Source organism: Aggregatimonas sangjinii, assembly GCF_005943945.1.
Taxonomy (GTDB): Bacteria; Bacteroidota; Bacteroidia; order Flavobacteriales; family Flavobacteriaceae; genus Pelagihabitans; species Pelagihabitans sangjinii.
In genome coordinates this window covers 2301339-2325104 of record NZ_CP040710.1, presented here as the reverse complement: position 1 = coordinate 2325104, position 23766 = coordinate 2301339, and the positions used below count along the sequence as shown (strand labels likewise).

Here is a 23766-nt window from a genome sequence, read left to right as displayed (position 1 = left end):
TGCTAAAATGTTCGAGGTAAAGATACAAGATTGCCCTTGAATATTTTATTGAAGTCGGCTCTAGATTCGGAAGGCATTATTTCTTAATTTGAAATGACCTGGTTTCCGAATTAAAGACGAGCGTATCACTGGGGAACAAGGCGTCAAAAGCATTCTCTTTGATCAACGATTCAGGGCTTCCGAAAGGATTGGTTTTACCATCTAGTAACAACAATTTATCGCAAAGTTGTATGGCCATTTCGATTTCATGACTGGTAAAAAGTATGGTTTTTTGGGTTGTATGGGCAATCTGCTGCAACAATTTTAAAATCTGCACTTTGTGATACAGGTCGAGATGCGTGGTCGGCTCATCCAGTAGCACGATCGGGGTATCCTGGGCCAAGGCACGTGCAATCATCGCGCGTTGTAGCTGCCCGTCGCTCAATGTATAACAAGCTTTATTCTGTAGTGCCTCCAGTTCGAGCATTTGAATCGCTTCGCTGATTTTTGCCGTGTCGGTTTTGGTCAAAGTACCGATCCAATTCGTATAGGGTTGTCTGCCCAAAGCAATCAATTCCCAAACCGTCAGCGTCTTCGAGGGGATGGCCTCTGTCAATACCATGCTGATTTCCGAAGCAAGGTTCCTAGATTTAAGTTCCTCCAAAGACTCCCCGTTGATGTGTATGGTGCCCGATAGTTTGGGTTGCATCTTCCCTAGGGTACGCAATAAGGTTGATTTGCCAATGCCGTTGGTACCGACGATAACCATCAATTCTCCTTTTTTTAAGGTAAAGTCAATGGACTTTACGACGACCGTGTCTTTATATCCCACGGATACATCCGTTAAAGTAATAATGCTATGTGTTTTTTCAGGAATCAAAATAGCATACGTTTTTTACGGATCAACAACCAAATCACCACCGGAGCGCCCAAAATACTGGTGATGGCATTTATAGGTAGGACTCTCGCCGAACCGGGCAATTGTGCCACCGTATCACAAAGCAACATCAAAATAGCCCCATAGAGCAACACTGCCGGTACTAAAATTCGATGGTCGGTCGTGCGAAATAGTTGCCTTGTCAAATGTGGAACGGCAAGCCCGACAAAGGCGATAGGTCCGGCAAAGGCAGTTACCGAACCTGCTAATAATCCTGTTGCTATTATGATGATGTAACGGGACTTTTTTAAATGTACACCCAGACTACGCGCATAATTTTCACCCAACAAATAGGCATTTAAGGCTTTAATGGATAGCACACTCAAAACGACTCCCAAGACAACGATTCCGGCAAGCAAGAACAATTGATTCCACGAAAGGTTGCCAACACTACCGAAAGACCAATAAATGTATTGTTGTAATTTTTCGGCATTGGTAAAATAGGACAATACACCTACAACGGCACCCGTGATACTACCGAACATCAACCCGATAATGAGGAGGGCCATAGTATCTTTTACCCGTGCCGCTACCAGCATTACGGCCGCCAGCACCAAAAAACTTCCGATACTTGCAGCCAAAGCAAGGGAAACATCGTTCGCCCACCCATAGGTCACTACTCCGGAAAACCAGGATGCCCCCATAATCCAGAGTGCCGCACCGAGACTTGCCCCGGAACTGATGCCCAATACAAACGGTCCGGCCAAGGGATTTCTAAAAAGGGTCTGCATTAATAGTCCGCTTAGGGCGAGCGCACCTCCTACAAGCATTGCGGTAAAGGCTTTTGGAACCCGATATTCCAAAATAATGTATCCCCAATTGGTGTTTTCGGAGGTATTCCCGAACAAAAGGGCCAACGTTTCCTGAAATGGAATGGAAACCGAACCAAAACTCACATTTAGGCCAATGGATAACAGCAATACAATGATTAAAATCACGAACGAAAGGCCGTATGTTTTCTTACCGTTCAACTTATTGGAGGGGCTTAAAAAAATGAGGTTGGTACTGCGGAAGTAGCTCGGGATGAAAGATGTGTATAAGATCTTTCAAAACCAAATCTGGTCGTGTGGGTGCAAGTTCATAAAACAGCAACCCTCCAGTCTCCCCCTGGGTGTTGGCATTCGTGTAGACCTGTCGATTTTTAAAGGCATCAAATTGCTTGTAGTGCGAATTGTCCGTCAGTAATTCTTCGTAGGATACATGTAAAGACGGATTGATCCAATAGTCAGCGTCGTGCGCTTTGTCCAGAACACTTTCAAGGCTCAGTGAAATGCTTCCGGTATTTTCGGTATCGCTGTAAATATAGTGTGTATGGGCATCGGCCAAAAACTGGGCGACCCAGCTTTTACCTCCGGCTACGTGCCAGACATCCTTATATAGGCCACCACTCAAAACCGTCGGTCTACTGGTGGCTTTTTCTGCCAGTTGCTTGGCGCCGACATAGGATTTTTCGATGGTTTGAAATAGGCTGTCCGCCTTTTTTTCCAACCCAAAAAAAGGGGCGAAAAACTTGATCCATTCCGCTTTGCCCAAAGGGGTTTCCTCTGTCCATTCACCATTATACACAACCGGAATATTGGCGCGTTCAAGCGTCTCATAAGCCTTGTTTTGGTCGTTGATACCGAAGCCTACCACTACTTCTGGGTTCAGTGCCAGGACCATTTCGGTGTTTAAGGTCTCATTATTACCCAATTCTTGAATGAGTCCTGCAGCTATTCTTTTACGTGTTTTGGGCGATGAAATAAAAGCCGTTTGTGGAAAACCGACCAACTTGTCTTCCACACCCAAACTTTCCAAAGCGGGAATGTGTGTGGTAGAGGTAACGACGATACGGTCGACCGGGACCGCTATAATGGCATCATAGGCATCACGATTCAACGTCATAAACGCCATCTTTTCTTTTGGAATCAGGGCATAGGTAAACGCAGCCTCCGAATCGGGCCAAGGGGAGGTGATTTTGATGAGCGTAATGTCTTTGCCGGATTTTTCAATTTGAAACCCTGTCGCGTGATTGACAACTGGGTTTTTGGTCACCTCGGCCGTGGGAAGATTATTTTTTTTCTCTTCCTTGCAACAAACGATCAGCAAAAGTAACGGCAATAGAAAAATTTTGTTCATCACGAAATTTAGGTAGAAGCCAAAAGTAGTATTATTTCATCTTTCGATTGAAAGATTGAACAAATTGTTTAATTTCGTTTTGAATTTTGGTTCCCATTGCATGTTAGTGCGATGGGATTAAAAGGGAATCCAGTGCTTGAATGAATGGGCTGCGATTAACGACTTTTTCCGTCGTACATCTAATTCCGTATTTCAAAAGTCTGGAACTGTTCCCGCAACTGTAAGCATATACCGAACTAGATTCGGTATCCTGTCCCTATCGATGGGTTGCTGTAAAAAAATAGCCACTGCTCTTGAACGAGCGGGAAGGTGTTACGGCAAATTGTAAGTCAGGAGACCTGCCAAACCTGTTTTCGAACAGGCACGATTCGTAACCTAAATTGATAGACGCTCGGGTAAAGGGTCTTTAGAGGTATGAAAAATGTACTCCTGTTTTTGTTCGTGCTGCTCAGTGCGAACGTTGTTTTTGCGCAACGCGATTCCGTGGTGGTACTAGACGAGGTCGTTTTGACCGACAGTCGATTGCGCGATTTTTCCAACGGAATAAAGGTCAGGACCTTGACCGACTCCGTCTTGATGCGCAATAGCGGTATGCTTACCGATAATCTGCGTGCGACGACCCTTATTTATTTTAAGGAGAGCGGCTACGGGATGATTTCCTCGGCCTCGTTCAGAGGTACTACGGCACAACAGACGGCCGTGGTCTGGAACGGAATCAATATCAATTCGCAGCTTACGGGCCAAACGGATTTTAACGCGCTCATGCCCCAAAACTTGGATGGAATTACCGTTAGGAGCGGGGGAGGAAGTACGCAATACGGTACGGGTGCGGTCGGCGGTAGCATTCATCTCAACAACCAACTCGATTTTGATACTCCCTTAGAAAATAAACTCCGTTTGGGATACGGTAGTTTCGATACGCGAAATCTCTTCTACAAGGCCGCCTACGGAACTGAAAAAATGGCTATAACCTTTGGCCTTGGGCATTTTGCCTCAGAAAATGATTATGAATATCTTGGCACGGATCAGAAGAATGAAAATGGAGCTTTTTCAAATAACGCCTTCGATCTCGCCTTTGGTTTTCTGGCTTCCAAATCACATCTTATCAAACTCTACCATCATACTTTCTTAGGAAATCGCGATTTTTCGGGCACACTTACAGCACCTTCAGACGATAACTATCGCAATTTTGATGCGAGAACCTTGCTGGAATGGGTACATTTCAAGTCCAATAGGGTTCAAAGGGTTCGTGGCGCGTATCTTTTTGAGCGTTTTCGCTATTATCCGAACAATACCAACGAGAATTTCAGCTTTGGCAAGTCGGGCAACTTTCAAGTAGACTATGATTACAAATACGAACTGAAGAAATGGACGCTCAACGGAATCGTAAGCGCGAATAGCATCAATGCCGAGGGTTCCTCCATCAGTACCGCCAATAGAAACCAATTGTCCGCCATATTGTTAGTATCCCATAACCCAACGGAAAAGTTAAGCTATGGTATGAATTTCAGGCAGGATTGGGTAAGCGACTATCAAAGTCCGTTTGTGTTTTCCGTTGATGCAAAATATCAACTTCTCCAGAATTACAGTATTCGTGCAAACACCTCCAAAAACTATAGGGTACCCACTTTCAACGATATATATTGGCAGGGTGCCGGAGCCAGTGGTAATGCCAATGTGCTACCGGAAAGCGCGCTACAGGGGGAATTGGGACAAACACTCTCCGGTAATGGTTATAAAGTCGACCTGACCGGTTTCTATATTTCGACTACGGACCTGATTCAGTGGCGCCCGGATGTGACCGGGATATGGACTCCGATAAATATCAAGGACGTGAGTCAGTACGGACTCGAATTACAGGTGAATATGACGAAAAAACTGGGCCCGCACCGACTTGTTTGGGACAATGGTTATTCCTATACCAAAGCCATTGATAATGAAACGAAGAACCAACTGCTTTATGTGCCCTTGCATAAATTCACCTCTAACCTTGCCTATCGGTACCGGCGCTGGGGCGCTTTTCTAAGAGGACTTTACAACGGGCGGGTTTTTACTACTACGGATAACAACAATGAATTATCGGATTATTTGGTACTCGACTCAGGTTTGGAATATCGTTTCCCGGAAGTCTCGGGCGTTGAATTGAAGACGATCTTGGCGATCAACAATCTTGGTAACAGAAATTATCAAAATGTTGCTTTCAGGCCTATGCCAAATAGAAACATACACCTTAACCTTAATTTTAAATTTTAATATGAAAATCAAAAATGTAATGTGGGCCTTGGCCTTGGGAATTTTTAGTACCGCTTGCGAGAACGACGACAATGGCGGAAACGAGCCGATGGCTACCGGCGATTATGTAGATGGGATATTACTCACCAACGAAGGCCCCTTTAATAATGGTACCGGAACGGTAACGTTTATATCCAATGATTTGGAAACTCAGGAAGATGCCATTTTTAATGCTGTGAATAGCGAGGACCTCGGAAATATCGTGCAATCCATCGGTTTCGTGGAAAATAGCGCTTACATCATTGCCAATGTATCGAACAAGATAACGGTAGTCAATCGATTTACGTTTGAAAAAGAGGCGGAAATTACAACTGGTTTGAACAACCCTAGGTATTTTACTTCCGCAAACGGCAAGGGGTATGTGACGAATTGGGGCGATGCTGCGGATGAGACCGACGACTATGTAGCCATTATCGATTTACAGACCAATACGGTTGAAGGGAGTATCCCCGTAGTGTTGGGTCCAGAGGAAATTGCGGCCAAAGACAATACGGTTTATGTAGCGCATCAGGGGGCTTTTGGTCAAAACAACCAAATATCGGTCATTGACTCGGGCACCAATGAAGTTTCGGGTACGATAACGGTCGGCGACGTACCTAATTCAATGCAATTCGATGCTGAAGGCGATCTTTGGGTACTTGCTGGTGGAAAACCTTCTTTTACCGGTGAAGAAACCGGTGGGTCAATTTCCAAAATCGATACGGATACCAATGAGGTAACCACGACATTGGATTTTGGAGCAACTGAGCATCCTAACCATCTAAGCACAAGTGGTGGTAATTTCTACTACACCCTTGGTGGCGCCATTTATGTGTTATCACCTTCGGCGACTGTATTACCTACTGCTAGTGAAATAGAGGATTTAAATGTATATGGAATGACAACTCATGAAGGTAGGTTATATGTGACCGACGCCAAGGATTTTGCAAGCAATGGTAGCTTATCGATTTTTGATTTAAGCTCGAAAGCGGAAGTAAAAACTTTTGAGGTGGGTATCATTCCGGCCGGTGTTTATTTTAATTAGGACGTAATTGTACGAAATCTAAGACCGATTAAGATTACAAGCTTTTTCGGTCTTTTTTATAAGGTGTAACCCATGCTAAAAATCTGTTCTTTTTTGCCTGCTGTAACTCAAATGATGTGTGACATGGGATTGCAGGAATATGTACACGGTATCACTTTTGAATGTCCCCAACAGGCACTGAGCGAAAAGGAAATCGTTGTGCGCTGTATATTGGAAGGAAAGGCATATAGCAGCCATGAAATCGATCGCCTATTCTCGGCAAGCAAGCGAGACGGGAAAAGTCTGTATTATGTGGAAGAACGGATTTTAGAAGCGATTGCGCCCGATATAATTTTCACGCAGGATGTCTGTGATGTTTGTCAGATAGATACGGAATGTACCGCTGCCGCCGTAGCACATTTGCCGAAGCAGCCTGAACTGATATCCATCACTCCCGCCTCTCTTCAAGATGTTTTTGAAAATGCACTTACTATAGCAAGGGCATTGAAACGGGAAAATGCTGGTATTGCATATGTAGACGTCCTCAACGAACAACTGAACGACATTGATCGGCTCTTAAATAGTGCGGCCGTGCAAACAAAAGAAGTGCTTCTGTTGGAATGGATAGACCCCATTTTCAACTGTGGCCATTGGATTCCGCACCAAATCGAACGCGCCGGAGGTATCGATAGACTCTCGAGGCCTGCCGGTGATAGTACGGTTATCGATTGGTCCGCTGTAGTGGCTTACAATCCTGAGATTTTGGTTATTGCACCATGCGGTTTTACCATTGCCCGTACTTTGAAAGAGATGCATTTGTTGACCGAAAAACCCGAGTGGTCCTCACTACGTGCTGTTCAGAACAACGCGGTCTACATAGCGGATTTTGATTTATTTACGCAATCTTCTGCGCATACACTAACAAGAGGGATAACCCTATTGGCCGCATTATTTCACCCGGGCGTTGTAGCTATTCCTGAAAACCTTGTTCGCAAATTTGTCAGATTCTCGGAAAAAGTAATACATAACTAGTTGCATTTTACAGATGTTGTGTTGACATGTTTTCTAATTGTTTGAAGCATTCCTGAAAACCATTAGACATTGATAGACACGCCGTTGCGCGAATTTGGTTTTCAAGAAACATCCTGATTTTTATGTAGTATGACGAAAAAACCATGCATTTTTTGTAGGTAACTTCCGCAATGGTTAATTTGATTGGCCAAAATAACAGCCAACATGCCAAAAATAGTCGACATACAGCTTATCGTCGGTGGCGAGGAGTTCCTGCCGAAATCCGGTTACACCGTTTCCATCGAACAGTCCGTCGGGGGCCACAGTGCCTTCCGCATCGCCTTTCCCGCCAACGCTACCGAGGGCTACGAAGGTGTGATGATGAACAACGCCCTGAAGTTCGTGGGCAAGAAGGCCTCCATAGGGGTCGACGACAACAAGATGGAGTTCTCGGGCGTGGTCACCGGGGTCGATTTCCAGAAGGGCGTCGGTGCAGCGGGCACCGTGGTGCTCTCCGGTCACGGTCCGTCTGTACTGCTGGCGAATTCCGTGCAGTGTTTCAGCTACGAGGAGGGCACGACCCTCTCGCAGGTCGCCAACGGCACTACGAACGGCCATTCGGGCGAGTTCCTCAAGAGCGTCCTCGGCGAAGGAACCGATGTCGCCCTGCCCTACACGGTGCAGTACAACGAGAGCGACCTTTCTTTCTTGCAGCGGCTGTGTAGCCGCTACGGGGTCTGGCTCTACCATAACGGCACCGATTTCTGTATCGGACGCACAGGCAACGTACAGGTCGAGGGCACCGTAGGGGTGGACGTACTGACCTTCAACGTTTCGACCTCACTCAGGGAACAGGCCTTCGGCATCAAGAGTCACGACTGGACGAACGATATGCTGTTGGAGGCCGAATCCGCATCACATTCCCCCAGTTCCTCACATCCCTACCTAAGCCAGATAAAAAAAGAATCGGATACGGTCTTCGCCAAAAAGGGGAGCTATGATTACAATGTCGGTCAGCAAGCGTATAACTCGCAAAGAAGATTAGATACTATCGTGAAAGTTAATACCTTAGGAAAGGCCGCCGCAATGGTCACTGCTTCCGGAATTTCGGAGTTGACCGCCTTACGCATAGGGGATACTCTGGAACTGAAAGGGCTTAATTTTTCTAAGCCAAAAACATCAGACCCGTACGGTTCCTATGATATCGTAAAGATCGTACATCGCTTCGACCATAGCGGGCAGTACCGCAACGAGTTCGAGGGCGTACCACAAGGCACCGAACACCTACCCTATTCCAACGGTTTCGCCACGCCCCGTTCGGGCGCACAGCGCGGCCGCGTATTCGACAATGCAGATCCAGAAGGTCTTGGACGTATAAAAGTACAGTTCCCCTGGCAGAAGGCCATGGGCACCTCCACGCCATGGATCAAGATGGTGACACCCTATTCCGGCGGTGGGAAGGGCTTCTATTTCATCCCCGAAAAGGACGAGGAGGTCCTGGTCGGCTTCGAGGGCGATAATCCCGAAAGGCCTTTTGTACTGAGTGCCGGCTATAATACGAAGGCCAATAGCGGTTTTGGGAATTCAGATAATAACATCAAAGCAATCAAGACGCGCAGCGGGAACCTAATCGAGCTGAACGACAGCGACGGTGGGGAGATGATAACGATAAGCGACAAAGTTGGCAATAGCATGCATATCAATACGGCCCAAGGTAAAATGGTGTTCACGGCTATGGGTGATATGGAGTTCAATGCAAAAAACATCAGATTCAATGTGCAGGAAGATATGGATGTTGAGGTGGGCAAGAACAAACGTGAAGTGGTGAAAGAGCTCGTAGAGACTTCCGCAAAAAACAGTGATGAGCACATTACGGAAAATAGGACGATACATACGGGAAGAAAAATAGAACAGGTTTCCGGAGAGTTGGTCGTACACATCAGCCAAGGGGAAATGCTATTGGACAGTACCGGAAAGGTCACGATTCAAAGCAAACAGGGAATAGATTACGGGAACTAATACAGCGCGTCATGAAAAGAAAATATGTTGTTGACGGAGCACAATTGGAATGTACGTTAGGTACCGCTCCAGGCAAGCTTACCGTCATGTCGCAGCAATTATTGACCATTCAGGGAAAATTAAAGGCAACGAACAAAGATAAGCTGTTGGAACCTCCTTTTTTTGGCAATTGCACGTGCAAATCCCCCAATCCGCCCTGTTCTCCTGCTTTTATGGACTGGCAGATACCTGGAAAGAAAACGGCCATGGGGAAAAAGAGTTTCCTTATGAACGATTCCAGTATTCAATGCACCCAGGGCGGTACCATTACGGTAAAGGATGTAAATCAGGAAGTTGTATGCACAGGGGAGAAAGAGGAGGAGCGGAAAGAAATATTACCGGAATTACAAGGGGAGGTGATTTTTGTAAATGGCTATCTCAGCAATCCCATCACGAATACCGAATCGCATTACAATGCGGTTTGGGATAAAAACCCCGACGCTCCTCATTCCGGGGCCATGAAAGGTGAAAATACCGATGAACACGACCGTACACATGACGATGACATCTTCACCGCAGAGGAGCTTGAGAAAGAAAAAGCGCTGGAACAGGATCGCGAGAATATGTATTGGTTCAATAGACATAAATACAACACCAATATTTTTAAGTTTACGCCCATGCAAAAGTATTGGGGCTATTGGAATGCAAAATCCAACAAGCTCCGGGCCACTTCCGACTATTGCGCTTATTTTAATGCAGGTAAAAACGAGCACTATATCAATGGTTCGCATGGTCTAGGATCGAATGCCGCACATCGCATTGACCATGGGATCGCCTTGGGATATACTTGGGCGAAGGAAAATTGGTTTATACTTCCTCCCGATGTTACTGGCGACCTTGATGGAGAAAGCTCCTTTATGCTAAGTTTTACACCATATTATAAACCCGTTACGGTCATAGGGCACAGTCAAGGAGCGGCTATGGCGGCGGGTGTGGCCATCGGTATTTTAAAATACGCTGCGGATGTTGGCTGGGAAAAAGTTCCTTTGAATATGATTTATCTTGCCGTACATCAACCCAAAAATTTGACCGGCGATACGTATAAAGATTTGCTCTATAAGAAAGTGGATCTGTTGGAGGTCAATAGAACATTTCCAAATATACAGGGGGAAAAGGAAGATCACGGTTTGGAACTGTTGAATAGCATTTCCGATATCTTTTCGGAAAAATACAACAAGGTAGAACATAAAAGGGGAACGTTCGAGCACTTAACGCGTATTTTGGGCGACTGGAACAGCTTTAAGAACAGATCGGTTCAATTTACATTTGCCAACGATAGGGGCGATTTGGTACTGAGGGATGGCGACATACCCCAAATCACTAGCGCCTGTAATCCGAAAGGGGATACCTCGTTGTTGAGCATTGAATTTTACTCCAAGAGGAGTAGTATTAAGAATGCGGATGGAAAAATGATCATTGACCTTTCTAAAGAGGGCGATGCCATCGGTTTTATCGTTTTGCCTCCCTATATTGCAAACCGAAGATTTGATTTTGAATTTCTCAATAAAATTGAGAACCCAACCCCTGAACAAATAGAAGTGGGCGAGGAGTGGGGCGACTATAAAAAAGTCGCCATACGTTGGGGAATAGCGTTTTACCAATACAAACTGGCCAAAAAAAGATATGAGGTCAAGACGAACAAGACCTATCACTATAGTAATTATGTGCACGATAGGGCAAAGCGGGTAACCAATTGGTTGTATGATACCATGCCTTTTATGGAAGACCGGCCTCCCGAGAGTGCCTTGGAAATCAAATTACATAAAGAGACTTCCTTGGCCTATGAGCATATGCTGAAAAAATACTCGGCCTGGCAAACCGCCGATCTTTATGCGCATTTTAGTCCGGTCGGATTGATCAATCACAAACACTTGTTATCTGATTTTACCGAATATTGTGATGATACGGTCGGAACAATCGAAAGTATATGGGAACGGATTAAAAAAAGTGGGGAGAAAGTGTTTTACCGGTTGGATTATCCCAAAAAGCCGGATGGAAGTAAGTTGAATCAGAAAGAAAAAAGGGAAGAAGAGAAAAAGTTTGTTGAAAAAGAAAAAACTCAGAGCCTTCTGATAAATACAAATTTGGTAAACACCGAATACATCGATAATGTGATTAAGGCATACGTTGAAAGCGTCAGAAGCGTGGAACATAAATTATATGACGAGGTGAAATGAAAAAGCTTTATTTAATATTAGTTAATTGTACTTTTTTATATAGCTGTGGAATGCAAAGCGAACAATCAGACTTTTTCCGATTAAATAATCACTCTGGAACGGAAAATTATTTAATTGAAGAAATATACTCTAAGGAATTTCAAATTCCAGAACTTTATTTAGATACTGTATCGAAAACTATTAATGCATATGGAAAAACAAATCCAATTAAAGAAGGCGAGGCAAAAAACATAAGACTAAAAATATCCGATATTGGTAAAGTACTGGATAGCGGTCCGATTTATACGGTTTTAAAAAATGGTGTTCTTTGGCATTACAGCGAATATAATAATTGGATAATTGATGGAGATAAGAATCCGAAGAATTACAGAAAACCCATGACAGGTGTAAATTTTCAGGATGTTGAAAAGTGGATTGAAAAATTCAAGGAATTGTATACCTCTGCCTCAGATGTTTATATATCCCCTAGCGTCTATGATTATTACGTGAAAATTGATAAAGAGTGGGTCGAAGTTAAAAGGGATGTTAAGGGAATCCCTTTGGATTTAGAAGAACAATATCCTGCTAAGTACTCAAATATCCGTATGGTGGAACTCCGCGACCTTTGCCCTGATTTTTTCAAGGCAAGGGCTGAACGTGACACTTCGTTTATCGATATAGTGGGCTACGAAGAAACCGATAGCGAAAAAGGTTCGGGCTTGAATCCGATTTCCTACTCGGCTGGCGACTATTACCTTAATTTATATATGCCTTTGGGCGATACCATTAAGATAAAAAGGCATGGGAGTATGGGGGTGAACATGCAGTTCTACAAGATTCCGGTTACCCAAGGGGGCCGCAACGATGTCGTCTTTATCGTTCAAGAACCGAATGAGCTGTATCCGGATAGGGAATTCGGGGGTATGTATGTTGTGCGTCCAAGGGACTTGAACCAGAAGCAATATGGTCCCCACGAAAGCAGTGCGGACAGTTATTCAAGTCAGTACGATTCCAAAAAAGGAGCCATCAATACGGAAGCGAAGTTCCTAAAACCGATGAATGATTGAGAAAATAATTTCGAGGACTTTTAAAAGGTTCGAAAGCCCATTAAACCATCTAAAAAGTCACTCGGTAAAAAGCAAATGAGCGGTATGAGAAGGTAATTCCAAGAGGTTTTACCACCTTCTTTTCCAACCACTTATCGGGTTAATGGACTTTTAAGCTGTAAAAATAAAACGAAACTTTAATTACCCCCACAGAATTAATATCTTGCGGTCCTATTAGATTTAGTCCCTCACTGTTCATGAAAAAGTCTCTACAATCACTTTTGTCCTTTTGCTGCCTCTTTCTGGTGGCACTTGCCTGTACCAAGGATGTTGGGCTTGTCACCGAGGTGGAGTTTCAACTTTTGGAGGAGCATACTTCGGATGGTTTTGTAAATCAGGGCCTTCCGACCACTTTTACGATAGTACCGGAAGAGATGCTTGAAAATTACAAGTATGATATTTCCTATGAGATACTTGAAGGCAACGGTTACTTTGAAAATTTAGATGGTAGTCGCTGGGAAACCGGAACAGGCAAGGGTCTAGACCTGTCCATGCCGATAACGACTTCTCTTTTATACATGGGCACGGAGCCTGGTACGCATCGGTTGACTGTAGTGGCCACCGATAACTTTGGTTTTAAAGAAGAACTGGAGTTAGGGTACAATTTGGATAACGTCTCCGCCCGATGGGAGGCATCGAGTGAACTCGCTGAGATCGAACTGGGAAAGTCTGCCGACATCTCTTTGTTGTTCGAGCCGGTGGACGCAGCCCTGGGCGTCGCTTACGAGGCGCGTCTGGAGTTCACCTCCGGTTCTGGTACGCTCGCTCGAATACAGGAAGAGGACTACCTTTTGGAAGGAGATTATGCGTCCATTGCGCCCGGCACCTATCCCTTTACGTTCACGCCCTCGGAGCTTGGCCTCCAAGAGCTCGTCTTCGTGCTGCGGGACAGCAACGGGCAGGAGCTTAGGGAAACCCTCTCCTTCAACGTGGCCGAGGTGATTCGGGTCATCTCGATTTTTCTGGGAGAGGACGATACCATAGAACTGCAGCTGGGTGATTTAGTGGCGCCTGATATCACCTTCGATCCGCCCAACGCGACGGATCAGGGCATTATCCTTGTTTCCGATAATCCCGATGTAATATTGATCGACGAAAACAATTTTTGTATTGCGGTAGGTTTGGGAACGGCGACGGTGACCGTTACCTCGATTTCCAATCCGGATGTGACGGACACGATTGTAGTTACTGTGGGAGAAGCCGATCGTACCCCCGTTACGTCTATCACCATAACCCAAGAAAATCCCGAGGCCCAGGGTGCGGTACGGCAATTGATCGCGACGGTACTGCCCGCGGAGGCCACGGATATGAGCGTGACTTGGTCCTCGAGCGATGATACGGTCGCCACCATAGATGCGAACGGACTTTTGACCGGCCTTGAGGCGGGAACGGTCACCATAACGGCTACCTCGGTATCGGATTCTGAAGTGGTCGATACCATAGAGGTGAACATCAGCGGCGGCGCTTTGCAGGACGGGAACGATATTACCGCCTTCGAACTTCCGGGACAGAACAGTTCTACGATAGATGCGGAAACCCATACCATCACGGTGAACGTGACCGAGGGTACTGAGTTGAATACGGCTCCTTCTGCGCTGAGTATTTCCGGAGAAGCGACGATTGATCCTGGCATCGGAGCGGTACGCGACTTCAACGCTGCACGGACCTATACGGTCACAGCGGGCAACGGTACCGCGCAGGTATGGACGGTGAACGTTACGGTATCGCCGCCGGTCGGTAGCGCTGAAAATGATATCGTTTCTTTTGCCCTTCCCGTACAAAATAATGTGGACATAGACGATGTTGACCATACGGTTACGGTCAACGTGCCGGATGGAACATTGCTTTCCGATATAGCACCGTTGACGCTAGCCATTTCCCCGGAGGCTACGGTTAGTCCGTTAGTGTCCGAGATTCAGGATTTTGAAAGTCCGGTACAGTATACGGTAACGGCGGGAGATGGTACGGTACAGGTCTGGACGGTGAATGTTACGGTGGCCGCCAATCAGCCTCCAGTCGCGACCGATGATACGGCGGCCGTAGCGCTAGGCGAAACCGTTAGCATTGCTGTTTTAGCGAACGATACCGACCCCGATACCCCGAGCTCCCAATTTGAAATTACGGGCGTTATTGGGGTGCAGCCAGAAAATGCAGGTTCGTTTACCGTTGAAGGACAGGAAATGGTATTCACCAGTTCCGGGGAGTATTCAGGGGAGGCTACTTTTGGCTATACGGTGAACGATGGGAACGATGGCAACGACGATTCTGCCATAGTAACGGTAACCATTTCTGATGGCATACTGATAACAGGGATTACATTGACTCCAGCCGAGTTTACATTGAACGTAGGCCAGACAAGCGAGCTGGGGATTCAAATAACGCCCACAAACGCAACGAATCAGAATGTAACCTGGTCTTCAAACGATGAGACCGTGGCAACGGTAAGTGCCACAGGAGAAATAACTGCCATAAGTGCTGGTGAAGCTGAAATTACTGCCTCTTCCAATGATGCCGGCAATGTTTCCCAAACGGCTTTGGTAACGGTAATTTCCCCCGATACAACCGCACCTGAGATTCAGTTGACGGGCGGTACGGTGACCTTAACCGTGGGCGATACCTTTGTGGATCCTGGCTATTCGGCAAGCGATGATCAAGACGGCGATCTTACGGAGCAGGTCGTAATCGGCGGTGATTTAGACATGAGCGTTGCGGACACCTATACGGTGACCTATAATGTCCGGGATTTGGCGGGCAACGAGGCCGTTGAGCGGACACGAACGGTTATAGTCGAACCGGCTCTCGATACGACGGCACCTGAGATCCAGTTGACGGGCGGTACGGTGACCTTTACCGTGGGCGATACCTTTGTGGATCCTGGCTATTCTGCAAGCGATGATCAAGACGGCGATCTTACGGAGCAGGTCGTAATCGGCGGTGATCTTGACATGAGTGTTGCGGACACCTATACGGTGACCTATAATGTCCGGGATTTGGCGGGCAACGAGGCCGTTGAGCGGACACGAACGGTTATAGTCGAACCGGCTCTCGATACGACGGCACCTGAGATCCAGTTGACGGGCGGTACGGTGACCTTTACCGTCGGCGATACCTTTGTGGATCCGGGCTATTCTGCAAGCGACGATCAAGACGGCGATCTTACGGAGCAGGTCGTAATCGGCGGTGATCTTGACATGAGTGTTGCGGACACCTATACGGTGACCTATAATGTCCGGGATTTGGCGGGCAACGAAGCCGTCGAGCGGACACGTACGGTGATAGTGGAGCAGCCGAATGTATTATTTTCTGTTGAAGACGGTGAGTTTACACTTCGTTCGTTATCTGTCAGTGATGTTAGCAGGGCATGGACCGGTAGGGTTACTATTTATAATCAGGCGACAAGTTTTACGCTCTCTGTTGACAGCTTTCTTGGAACATCGACCTCATTTACTATTGACGGTGTACAATATTCTGTAAGTGCTCCGTTTCCTGGAGGCGGTGATAATTTAACCGAAACAACTGCAGTCTTTGAACCTGGCGTTTATGATTATGAGTTTCGAGTTACAATTAGCAATCCAGGATTCTCAGGGGGTGGATCTGTAGGTGCAAATACGAATTAAAAATTAGTATTTATTGAGAAGTCATACAAAGCATAAAATATATGAAATAATATAGCTTTTGGACCTTTACAGACATTGGAAATTAGAGCTATGTTTTTCTAAAAGATTGGTTTTGATTCTAAATTTTATTGACTTAATAAGATAATCTTTAAAATTCATTTCAAAGATTTTAAATTCTATTTTCAAAACAGGTCATTAAAAATGTGCTTCCAAATAAAATCTTTAATAAAGAACCAAATCTCTTTTGAGATTTGGTTCTAGTTCTAAGACTTTAAATATAGCGCTTACTCTTTGACCGCAGGAGCCAACGGTACATTATCAATATACATATTATCTTTAATAGGGGTGAATATAGAGCTGCTTGTAACCTCGTCTATTGGATAAATTGGCTCATATGACCGTTTGGAAGTAGCTCCGGTAATATTCTCAAGGGCAATAGCCAATAAAGGCTCGTTAGGGTCTCCCAGCACTCCAAAATTACCTAAATCTTCTTCTAAGAATATATCCTGTACCAGACCCTCTGTGTAATCAAAAAATCCATCAGCATTTGAGCTACGTCCAAGTAACGGTTGTATGGCCCAGCTATTATCAGGATTTATATTATCCACCCTTCCACTTTCATATATATAGTTGTTAGCCCTGTCATCAACCATCGTTCTTGAAAATTCATTTTTCCCCGTTGTAGTATCCCCAACATGAATTACATCCATATAGGGTTCTAGTCCATTGATTACCAATTCGCTTGCAGAAGCGGAACTACCTAATGCGATGATATGAACTTTATCTAAATTCAGCGTTTTAAGCTCTGATTCGTAAATTTTCTGATCATCTTCATCTAAAACAACTACACTGTCCTGAAAATATCGATTTAAATCAACATTATTTTCATTAAGAAATGCCGTATATTTATCGTTGTATACTAAGGTGGAAAAAACATCACTATCATTTGAACCGTATATCATACTGGCAATTCGTTGTGCCGAAAGTACGCGCCCACCTGGGTTATATCTTAAATCTAGGATTAAATCGGTTATACCCTCTGACTCGAAACGTCCAAATACCTCATTAAGCTCACCATCAAATTCATTCAAAAATCTATTATACATTAAATACCCAATTTTCCTTCCATTTGTTTCAATGATTTTCTCCAAGAAAATGGGGTTAACTTGTATCACGGACTTGGATAATTGTACCTCTTTATCGTTCGGGATAATCGTGTTATCCACCAAATCGGCCATATTCAATGTATATGAAGTACTTTCACCAAATAACAATTCAATATAATTACCCAAATTTAGTACCTGACCATTGACCCCTGTAAAAATATCACCTCTCTTAATGTCTTTAGTGGCTGCATCCGTATTCGGTAAAACATACTCTACGTAACCATAAACATCATCGCTATCCCTAAATCTTGCAAGGCCGAACTCTAGTCCATTGCTGGGGATAGTGCCACTCAGACTATTTACCAACTCCCTATAGTCGGCACGATAAAAGGTGAAGCGATCTTCGGCAAATCGTAGCTTGTTATCAAAGAACTCACCGGGATCGCTTTCCGATTGTAGGAATTCGGTATATTCAGCCGATGTAGAAAAGCGGTCATCCGCTAGATTGGGAACATCTTGTTGCCAGAAATACCATAGATTTAAAGCTTTCCAGATAAAATCTTGTGCTTGTACATCTACTTGTGCATCAGGGTCCGGGTCCGGTCCAGCTGGTTCGCGTACAACATCATCATCCGTATTACAATTCACGAGCAACAGGCCCATGGCGAGGAAACTTACCACATACTTTTTCATTCTTCTTTTTTATAGTTTCTTAATTTGTCACTGTTTGTTCCAATTACTTACGTACTTTCCCGTGTTTCGGATTTGTTTAAATAACAATCCCTTTTTCAAAAACCCTACCAAAAGCGATTGCCCTACCTTCTGGGTTCGTTAATTTCACCGGAAGTACATATGAGAATCAACAAACAGCCCCCTAAAATAGGGCGGTTGTCCGGAATAAAAAAATTCGTGTAACAAAATTCGTTATAGTTCGTCTTCCTTATGTAAACGGTAACGAACCAATTGCAAACAACAACCGCCAAGAGCATGCAACAGTCAGAGTTTTTAAATATAGTGATGCCTTTTAAGGACAAGTTGTTCCGCATGGCAAAGCGCTTGCTTACTTCTACGGAAGAAGCGGAAGATGCGACGCAGGAGATATTGCTGAAACTATGGAAGAAGAATAAGGTAATGGACTCTTATAACAATGTAGAGGCATTTGCCATGACCATGACGAAAAACTTTTGCTTGGACCGTTTGAAATCAAAACAAGCGACAAACCTGAAACTAGTTCACAGCAATTATGAGGATGGAAACACCTCCTTACAACGGCAGTTGGAGACCAAGGACAGTTTAAGTTGGGTGGAAAAAATCATGGAAGAGTTGCCCGAACAACAAAAAATGGTATTGCAATTGCGGGATGTAGAACAATACGATTTCGATGAAATCGCCCAAATGTTGGATATGCAGGCGGGTACCGTAAGAGTAGCCTTATCACGGGCCAGAAAAACAGTAAGAGAAAAATTAGTGCAAAAACATAATTATGGAATCGCATAACATAGAAAAATTAATAGAAAAGTATTTTGAGGCCACAGCGACCGTTGCCGAAGAAGAAACATTACGACAATATTTTGCTTCGGAAAGTGTAGCGACACATCTAGCACAATACGCCCCTATGTTTCAGTACTTTTCACATGCCAAGGAAGAGCGCTTTACCAAACCGGTACCTATAAAAACAGGAATACGAAAACAACTATTCAGATGGGTTTCCGTTGCAGCGGTAGCAGTACTCTTAGTCGGCGTCTATTTTAACCGAACCACGGAAAGATCGTTGGAAGAGACCTATACCCAAGAAGAAATCGCGGCGGCACAGGAAGCCTTTTCACTGCTCGCCATCAATTTCAATAAAGGTACTGATCAGCTTTCGCGTCTGGAAGAGTTCGACAAGAACACGAATAAATTCTTAATTAAATAATCAAATTCCCCTTAACACAAATAAATTTAAAATCATGAAAAAGATATTAGTATTAATAGCAGTGGTGCTCGCACCGGTTTTGACATCGGCACAGGATATTTTCGATAAATACGAAGATAACGATGAGGTTACTTTCGTTGCCATGCAACCCAAGATGTTTCAAATGTTGGCCAAGATGAGCATCAGCTCGGATGATCCCGAGGCGCAGGAATTTTTCGATTTGGTGAACTCCATTACCAGTTTTAAGGTAATCACTACCGAAAATGAATCCGTTTCAAAAGATATCGCCAGCTGGACAACCAAACGCTTGAAAAGTTCGAACTACGAAGAACTGATGCGTGTTCGCGACGGAGGGTCCAACGTAAAGTTCTATGTAAAGGAAGGCAAAGACGACGATCATGTAAAAGAGCTTTTAATGTTCGTAACGGGACTTTCGGAAATGAAAGAAATGGACGAAATAGAAGTGAACGGTCGAAAATTAGAAACCGTTTTACTCTCGCTAACAGGCGATATCGACCTCACCCAAATCGGCAAATTAACCGAGAAGATGGATCTTCCAGGAGGGAAAGAACTTGGGAAAGCCGGGAATAAGGGCAAAAAATAAAAATCAAATCAGTATTCGGTCGGAGGTAATGTATTACTTCAAGAAATGGGTTGCCGCCGACCATTATATAATCATTCATCAATCAATTCATCTTGAATTTGACAGCAATTAAAGTCAAGTCCATTCTAAAACGAAAATCATGAGAAAATCACTTGTAGTAATTTTGATCGCAATCTTCCCGGTATTGGGCTTTTCCCAATCCATCTTTGATAAATATGAAGAAATGGACCATGTGGCGGCCATTACCATCAACAAAGGGCTTATTAACCTTGTCAGCGCAGTTGATTTTGAAGGTGACGAGGACGCCAAGGAATTTATGGAGTTGGCGAAAGGGCTTAATGGTATCAAAGTATTTGTTACGGAAGACAAAGCGGTATCCGCCGATATGACATCTACTGTGAAGAAATATTTGAAGTCCTCCTCGCTAGAGGAATTGATGCGGGTAAAGGACAAGGATGTAAACGTAAAGTTTTACGTGAAGGAAGGAAAGGATGATAATCATGTAACGGAGCTACTCATGTTCGTATCGGGTTTCGAAAATACCGATCTCGACATCAATGGTCGTAAATTGGAAACCATTTTGGTCACCTTGACCGGAAACATCGATTTGCGGAAAATCGGTTCGTTGACCAATAAGATGGACCTACCTAAGGAGTTGAACCATGCAGAAAGAGGAAAATAGAGACTGCGCCGTGTGCACGCTATGTATTTTAAGAATATTTGAAACCGAAACATCATGAAAAGAACACCACCCATATTAGGATTATTTATTGCATTGCTTTTTACAGCATGCTCATCTACGCAAAGCCTTCAAGAGTACTACGTAGATAGTGCGGAGAACCCGAACTTTCTTTCCGTAGACCTTCCTGTTAGTCTTTTGAACTTAAAGAAGGCAGACCTTAGCGGGGAGGAAAAAGAGGCACTCGAGTCGCTCAATAAAATGAATGTCTTGGCTTTTAAGAAAGACGATACCAACGAGGATGCCTATACCACCGAGAAAACGAAAGTGAAGGCCATTCTTAAAAATCCCGAATTCAATGAATTAATGAAAATGAATACCCCTTATGGCAAAGCCACCATCAAGTACTTAGGTGAGGATGACGCCATTGATGAGGTTATTATTTACGGGGATAGTAAGGAAAAGGGATTTGTTCTGGTTAGGGTATTGGGCAATGATATGAACCCGGCACACTTGGCCAAGTTTCTGAAAACCTTGGAGAAATCGGACTACAAGGGCGAAGGTTTGGATGCCATAGGGGAATTCCTCAAAGGATAGAACCGTATCGACTTGATACAAAAGCGGCTGTCTAAAAAGTATAAGCTAAACGTCATTACGAGCAAAGCGAAGTAATCCGTCTGTCAATACCGACAAGTTACAGATTGCTTCGTGCCTCGCAAATAGGGCTAAAAATACTTTTTAGACAGCCGCTTTCTTTTTTACCGTTATTTTAAAAATTCGGATTAGGAAGAACTCTCGCCTTTCTCCGATAATATGGTCAAGTTGTTTTTTCCAAAATCCAATGTGCGGATCGGGAAAGGAATATTGATGTCTTTTTGATCGAAATGCGTTTTGATCAATTTAATGGCTTTATGCTGGCTCGCAAGCTCCATTTTTTTGTTTTGAAGGTCGGTCCAGAAACGAACCACAAAATTGATCGAACTGCCACCGAATTCCGTAAAGAAAAACTCGACTTCTTCGTTGTCCTGTTGTTCAAAATTATCTTGGATAACTTTTACCGTAAGATTTTCTACAGCCTGGAGGTCACTTTCATATCCCACACCACAACTCACGAAGACCCTACCTCTTTTATTGAGGGTGTAGTTGGTAAAAGCCCCGTCTATGAATTTTGAATTGGGTATGACTACCATATTATTATCGGCTTGGGTAATGATAATGTTTCGAAGTGAGATTTCCGTAACTTTTCCTGATGTACCCTCTGCTTCGATCCAATCGTTTATTTTAAGCTGTGGCATAAAGGAAAGTATCAACCCACCGAAGGTATTGCTCAATGTGCCTTGTAAGGCCAAGCCCACCGCCAGACCGATAACCCCGGCACCGGCAAGAATACTGGTAAGAACCTTATCCAATTCTAGAACGCCCAACGCTACGAAAAATCCAATTAGCAGAACGGATACGAACACCACTTTGCTAATAATCTCCTGAATAGAGACTTGGCTTACTTTTTTGAGTAATACATTCTTAAAGAATTTGCGTAAGACCCTTGCGAGGATATAGAAGAGGATGATGACCAGCAAGGCCATTACAATATTTGGTAATTTAAGAATTATAGCGTCGATCCACCCATCGAGTTTGTCCCATAACTTCGTAGTTGCATCCGTAATCGAAAATTTATCTTCCATGGTTGTTGTTCCTTTTAGTAGTGTTTGTTAGTTGGCCTTTCTGCCTGCCTTCAATATACGAACGAAGATTAAGAAATCCGAAAATTATCTGATAATGCGATTGCGATAATTTGTTGCTCTTTCACTAAATCCCGGTATAATTGCTAGGGGTAATCGCCTTCAGTTCTGTTTTGATACCATCGGATATATTCAAGGTATCTATAAAATTCGCAAGGGAATCTTTGGTGATTTGGGCGTTCGTTCGGGTCAATCCCTTTAAGGCCTCATAAGGGTTTGGATATCCTTCCCGTCGTAAGATCGTTTGAATGGCCTCAGCTACGACTGCCCAGTTATTTTCAAGATCTTGATCGAATTTTTCCTTGTTCAGTAACAATTTGCCCAATCCCTTGAGGGTAGATTGAAATGCGATCATAGTATGCGCAAAGGGAACACCTACATTGCGAAGTACCGTGCTATCGGTCAAATCCCTTTGTAGCCTTGATATTGGAAGTTTTGCAGACAGATGTTCGAACAAGGCATTGGCGATACCGAGATTCCCTTCGGAATTTTCAAAATCAATGGGATTCACCTTGTGCGGCATGGCTGATGATCCCACTTCGCCCTTTTTGATTTTCTGTTTAAAATAATCCATAGAGACATAGGTCCAGAAATCCCTATCCAAATCTAAAATAATGGTATTGATTCGCTTTAGCCCATCAAAAAGAGCGGCCAAGTGATCATAATGTTCAATTTGTGTGGTGGGGAAGGAATGGTGCAAGCCCAATTTTTCCTGAACGAAACGCTGTCCGAATGCTTTCCAGTCGATGTCTGGGTACGCCACTTTATGCGCATTGTAATTTCCTGTTGCCCCGCCGAATTTGGCCGCACTGGGAACGTCGTTCAGCAAATTGAATTGTTCCTTCAGCCGCACGACGAAAACCTCGATTTCCTTTCCAAGCCGGGTAGGGGAGGCCGGCTGACCGTGTGTTCTGGCCAACATCGGTATGTCTGCCCACTCCGTCGCAAGTTCCTTTAATTTCTCGAACACCTCTTGATACTTCGGAACGTACACCTCGTTCATCGCCTCTTTGATGGAAAGCGGAATCGCGGTATTATTGATGTCCTGAGAGGTCAATCCAAAATGGATGAATTCCTTATGGTCCCGAAGGCCCAATGTATCGAACTTATCCTTGATAAAATATTCAACGGCTTTGACATCGTGGTTTGTAGTTTTTTCGATTTCTTTGATGGTTTGCGCGTCTTCCGTATCGAAATTTTTGTAAATCTCCCGTAAGACCGGGAATTTTGATACATCAAAACTGCTCAGTTGCGGTAAGGGAATTTCGCATAATGCGATAAAGTATTCGATTTCAACAAGAACACGGTATTTGATCAATGCTTCCTCCGAAAAATAAGGGGCTAGATTCTCCGTTTTATTTCTGTAGCGCCCATCAATAGGGGAAATCGCGTTCAAGTAATCTAATGACATTAGGTATGGAATTGGTTAGTTTTTGCAAAAAGGCA

18 protein-coding genes and 1 riboswitch are annotated in these 23766 nt (G+C 44.2%); of the genes, 12 read left to right on the top strand and 6 right to left on the bottom strand.

The window, feature by feature from the left end; translation table 11 throughout:
- Positions 1–76: 76 nt before the first annotated feature.
- The 3 genes from FGM00_RS09550 to FGM00_RS09540 are packed head-to-tail and all read right to left on the bottom strand — an operon-like array spanning position 77 to position 3034.
- The gene (locus FGM00_RS09550) at positions 77–859 is read right to left on the bottom strand and encodes an ABC transporter ATP-binding protein (protein ID WP_138852690.1); all 783 of its coding nucleotides are present in this window, start codon (positions 857–859) and stop codon (positions 77–79) included.
- Entirely contained in the window at positions 856–1887 is a 1032-nt protein-coding gene (locus FGM00_RS09545; RefSeq protein ID WP_138852689.1) for a FecCD family ABC transporter permease, read from the bottom strand. Before FGM00_RS09545 ends, FGM00_RS09550 begins: the two co-directional genes overlap by 4 nt.
- A gap of 1 nt (position 1888) precedes the next feature.
- Positions 1889–3034 (bottom strand): ABC transporter substrate-binding protein, encoded by a 1146-nt coding sequence (locus FGM00_RS09540; protein WP_138852688.1) that lies wholly within the window; start codon positions 3032–3034, stop codon positions 1889–1891.
- A 70-nt stretch (positions 3035–3104) separates the two neighbouring features.
- A riboswitch (cobalamin riboswitch) is annotated at positions 3105–3394 on the top strand.
- Positions 3395–3448: 54 nt separating this feature from the next.
- Between FGM00_RS09540 and FGM00_RS09535 the strand changes: the two genes are divergently transcribed.
- The 7 genes from FGM00_RS09535 (at position 3449) to FGM00_RS09505 (ending at position 16277) form a co-directional block, all read left to right on the top strand.
- Positions 3449–5287: a TonB-dependent receptor plug domain-containing protein gene (locus tag FGM00_RS09535; RefSeq protein ID WP_138852687.1), complete on the top strand. Its 1839-nt coding sequence runs from the start codon at positions 3449–3451 to the stop codon at positions 5285–5287.
- Position 5288: 1 nt separating this feature from the next.
- Positions 5289–6350 carry a DUF5074 domain-containing protein gene (locus FGM00_RS09530; protein WP_138852686.1) on the top strand — a complete coding sequence of 354 codons (1062 nt, stop codon included), beginning with the start codon at positions 5289–5291 and terminating at the stop codon, positions 6348–6350.
- A 123-nt stretch (positions 6351–6473) separates the two neighbouring features.
- Entirely contained in the window at positions 6474–7361 is an 888-nt protein-coding gene (locus FGM00_RS09525; protein WP_236262989.1) for an ABC transporter substrate-binding protein, read from the top strand.
- Between the two features lie 204 nt (positions 7362–7565).
- Entirely contained in the window at positions 7566–9359 is a 1794-nt protein-coding gene (locus FGM00_RS09520) for a type VI secretion system Vgr family protein (RefSeq protein WP_138852684.1), read from the top strand.
- Positions 9360–9370: 11 nt separating this feature from the next.
- Positions 9371–11575, top strand: a complete 2205-nt coding sequence (locus FGM00_RS09515; RefSeq protein WP_138852683.1) for a DUF4280 domain-containing protein — start codon at positions 9371–9373, stop codon at positions 11573–11575.
- 50 nt (positions 11576–11625) lie between these two features.
- Entirely contained in the window at positions 11626–12621 is a 996-nt protein-coding gene (locus tag FGM00_RS09510) for a hypothetical protein (RefSeq protein WP_138852682.1), read from the top strand.
- A gap of 236 nt (positions 12622–12857) precedes the next feature.
- Positions 12858–16277 (top strand): immunoglobulin-like domain-containing protein, encoded by a 3420-nt coding sequence (locus FGM00_RS09505; RefSeq protein WP_138852681.1) that lies wholly within the window; start codon positions 12858–12860, stop codon positions 16275–16277.
- A gap of 284 nt (positions 16278–16561) precedes the next feature.
- Here FGM00_RS09505 and FGM00_RS09500 read toward each other — a convergent pair whose 3' ends face one another.
- The gene (locus FGM00_RS09500) at positions 16562–18076 is read right to left on the bottom strand and encodes a S41 family peptidase (RefSeq protein WP_138852680.1); all 1515 of its coding nucleotides are present in this window, start codon (positions 18074–18076) and stop codon (positions 16562–16564) included.
- Between the two features lie 294 nt (positions 18077–18370).
- Between FGM00_RS09500 and FGM00_RS09495 the strand changes: the two genes are divergently transcribed.
- The 5 genes from FGM00_RS09495 to FGM00_RS09475 all read left to right on the top strand — a co-directional run bounded on the left by FGM00_RS09495 (position 18371) and on the right by FGM00_RS09475 (position 21178).
- Entirely contained in the window at positions 18371–18880 is a 510-nt protein-coding gene (locus tag FGM00_RS09495; RefSeq protein ID WP_138852679.1) for an RNA polymerase sigma factor, read from the top strand.
- Entirely contained in the window at positions 18867–19298 is a 432-nt protein-coding gene (locus FGM00_RS09490; RefSeq protein ID WP_138852678.1) for a hypothetical protein, read from the top strand. Before FGM00_RS09495 ends, FGM00_RS09490 begins: the two co-directional genes overlap by 14 nt.
- Positions 19299–19332: 34 nt before the next feature.
- Positions 19333–19902 carry a DUF4252 domain-containing protein gene (locus FGM00_RS09485; RefSeq protein ID WP_138852677.1) on the top strand — a complete coding sequence of 190 codons (570 nt, stop codon included), beginning with the start codon at positions 19333–19335 and terminating at the stop codon, positions 19900–19902.
- A gap of 139 nt (positions 19903–20041) precedes the next feature.
- Positions 20042–20584 (top strand): DUF4252 domain-containing protein, encoded by a 543-nt coding sequence (locus FGM00_RS09480; protein WP_138852676.1) that lies wholly within the window; start codon positions 20042–20044, stop codon positions 20582–20584.
- 54 nt (positions 20585–20638) lie between these two features.
- Positions 20639–21178, top strand: coding sequence for a DUF4252 domain-containing protein (locus FGM00_RS09475; RefSeq protein WP_138852675.1), 540 nt, complete (start codon positions 20639–20641; stop codon positions 21176–21178).
- Positions 21179–21363: 185 nt separating this feature from the next.
- Here FGM00_RS09475 and FGM00_RS09470 read toward each other — a convergent pair whose 3' ends face one another.
- The gene (locus FGM00_RS09470) at positions 21364–22263 is read right to left on the bottom strand and encodes a mechanosensitive ion channel family protein (RefSeq protein WP_138852674.1); all 900 of its coding nucleotides are present in this window, start codon (positions 22261–22263) and stop codon (positions 21364–21366) included.
- Positions 22264–22387: 124 nt separating this feature from the next.
- On the bottom strand, positions 22388–23731 hold the full coding sequence (gene purB / locus FGM00_RS09465; RefSeq protein WP_138852673.1) for an adenylosuccinate lyase: 1344 nt from the start codon (positions 23729–23731) through the stop codon (positions 22388–22390).
- Positions 23732–23766 lie beyond the last annotated feature (35 nt).

Excerpts from the sequence above, each read along its gene's own strand:
- FGM00_RS09540 (WP_138852688.1), bottom strand. The coding sequence starts at position 3,034 with ATGAACAAAATTTTTCTATTGCCGTTACTTTTGCTGATCGTTTGTTGC.
- FGM00_RS09535 (WP_138852687.1), top strand. The coding sequence starts at position 3,449 with ATGAAAAATGTACTCCTGTTTTTGTTCGTGCTGCTCAGTGCGAACGTT.
- FGM00_RS09530 (WP_138852686.1), top strand. The coding sequence starts at position 5,289 with ATGAAAATCAAAAATGTAATGTGGGCCTTGGCCTTGGGAATTTTTAGT.
- FGM00_RS09525 (WP_236262989.1), top strand. The coding sequence starts at position 6,474 with ATGGGATTGCAGGAATATGTACACGGTATCACTTTTGAATGTCCCCAA.
- FGM00_RS09520 (WP_138852684.1), top strand. The coding sequence starts at position 7,566 with ATGCCAAAAATAGTCGACATACAGCTTATCGTCGGTGGCGAGGAGTTC.
- FGM00_RS09515 (WP_138852683.1), top strand. The coding sequence starts at position 9,371 with ATGAAAAGAAAATATGTTGTTGACGGAGCACAATTGGAATGTACGTTA.
- FGM00_RS09510 (WP_138852682.1), top strand. The coding sequence starts at position 11,626 with ATGCAAAGCGAACAATCAGACTTTTTCCGATTAAATAATCACTCTGGA.
- FGM00_RS09505 (WP_138852681.1), top strand. The coding sequence starts at position 12,858 with ATGAAAAAGTCTCTACAATCACTTTTGTCCTTTTGCTGCCTCTTTCTG.
- FGM00_RS09500 (WP_138852680.1), bottom strand. The coding sequence starts at position 18,076 with ATGAAAAAGTATGTGGTAAGTTTCCTCGCCATGGGCCTGTTGCTCGTG.
- FGM00_RS09495 (WP_138852679.1), top strand. The coding sequence starts at position 18,371 with ATGCAACAGTCAGAGTTTTTAAATATAGTGATGCCTTTTAAGGACAAG.
- FGM00_RS09490 (WP_138852678.1), top strand. The coding sequence starts at position 18,867 with ATGGAATCGCATAACATAGAAAAATTAATAGAAAAGTATTTTGAGGCC.
- FGM00_RS09485 (WP_138852677.1), top strand. The coding sequence starts at position 19,333 with ATGAAAAAGATATTAGTATTAATAGCAGTGGTGCTCGCACCGGTTTTG.
- FGM00_RS09480 (WP_138852676.1), top strand. The coding sequence starts at position 20,042 with ATGAGAAAATCACTTGTAGTAATTTTGATCGCAATCTTCCCGGTATTG.
- FGM00_RS09475 (WP_138852675.1), top strand. The coding sequence starts at position 20,639 with ATGAAAAGAACACCACCCATATTAGGATTATTTATTGCATTGCTTTTT.
- FGM00_RS09470 (WP_138852674.1), bottom strand. The coding sequence starts at position 22,263 with ATGGAAGATAAATTTTCGATTACGGATGCAACTACGAAGTTATGGGAC.
- purB (WP_138852673.1), bottom strand. The coding sequence starts at position 23,731 with ATGTCATTAGATTACTTGAACGCGATTTCCCCTATTGATGGGCGCTAC.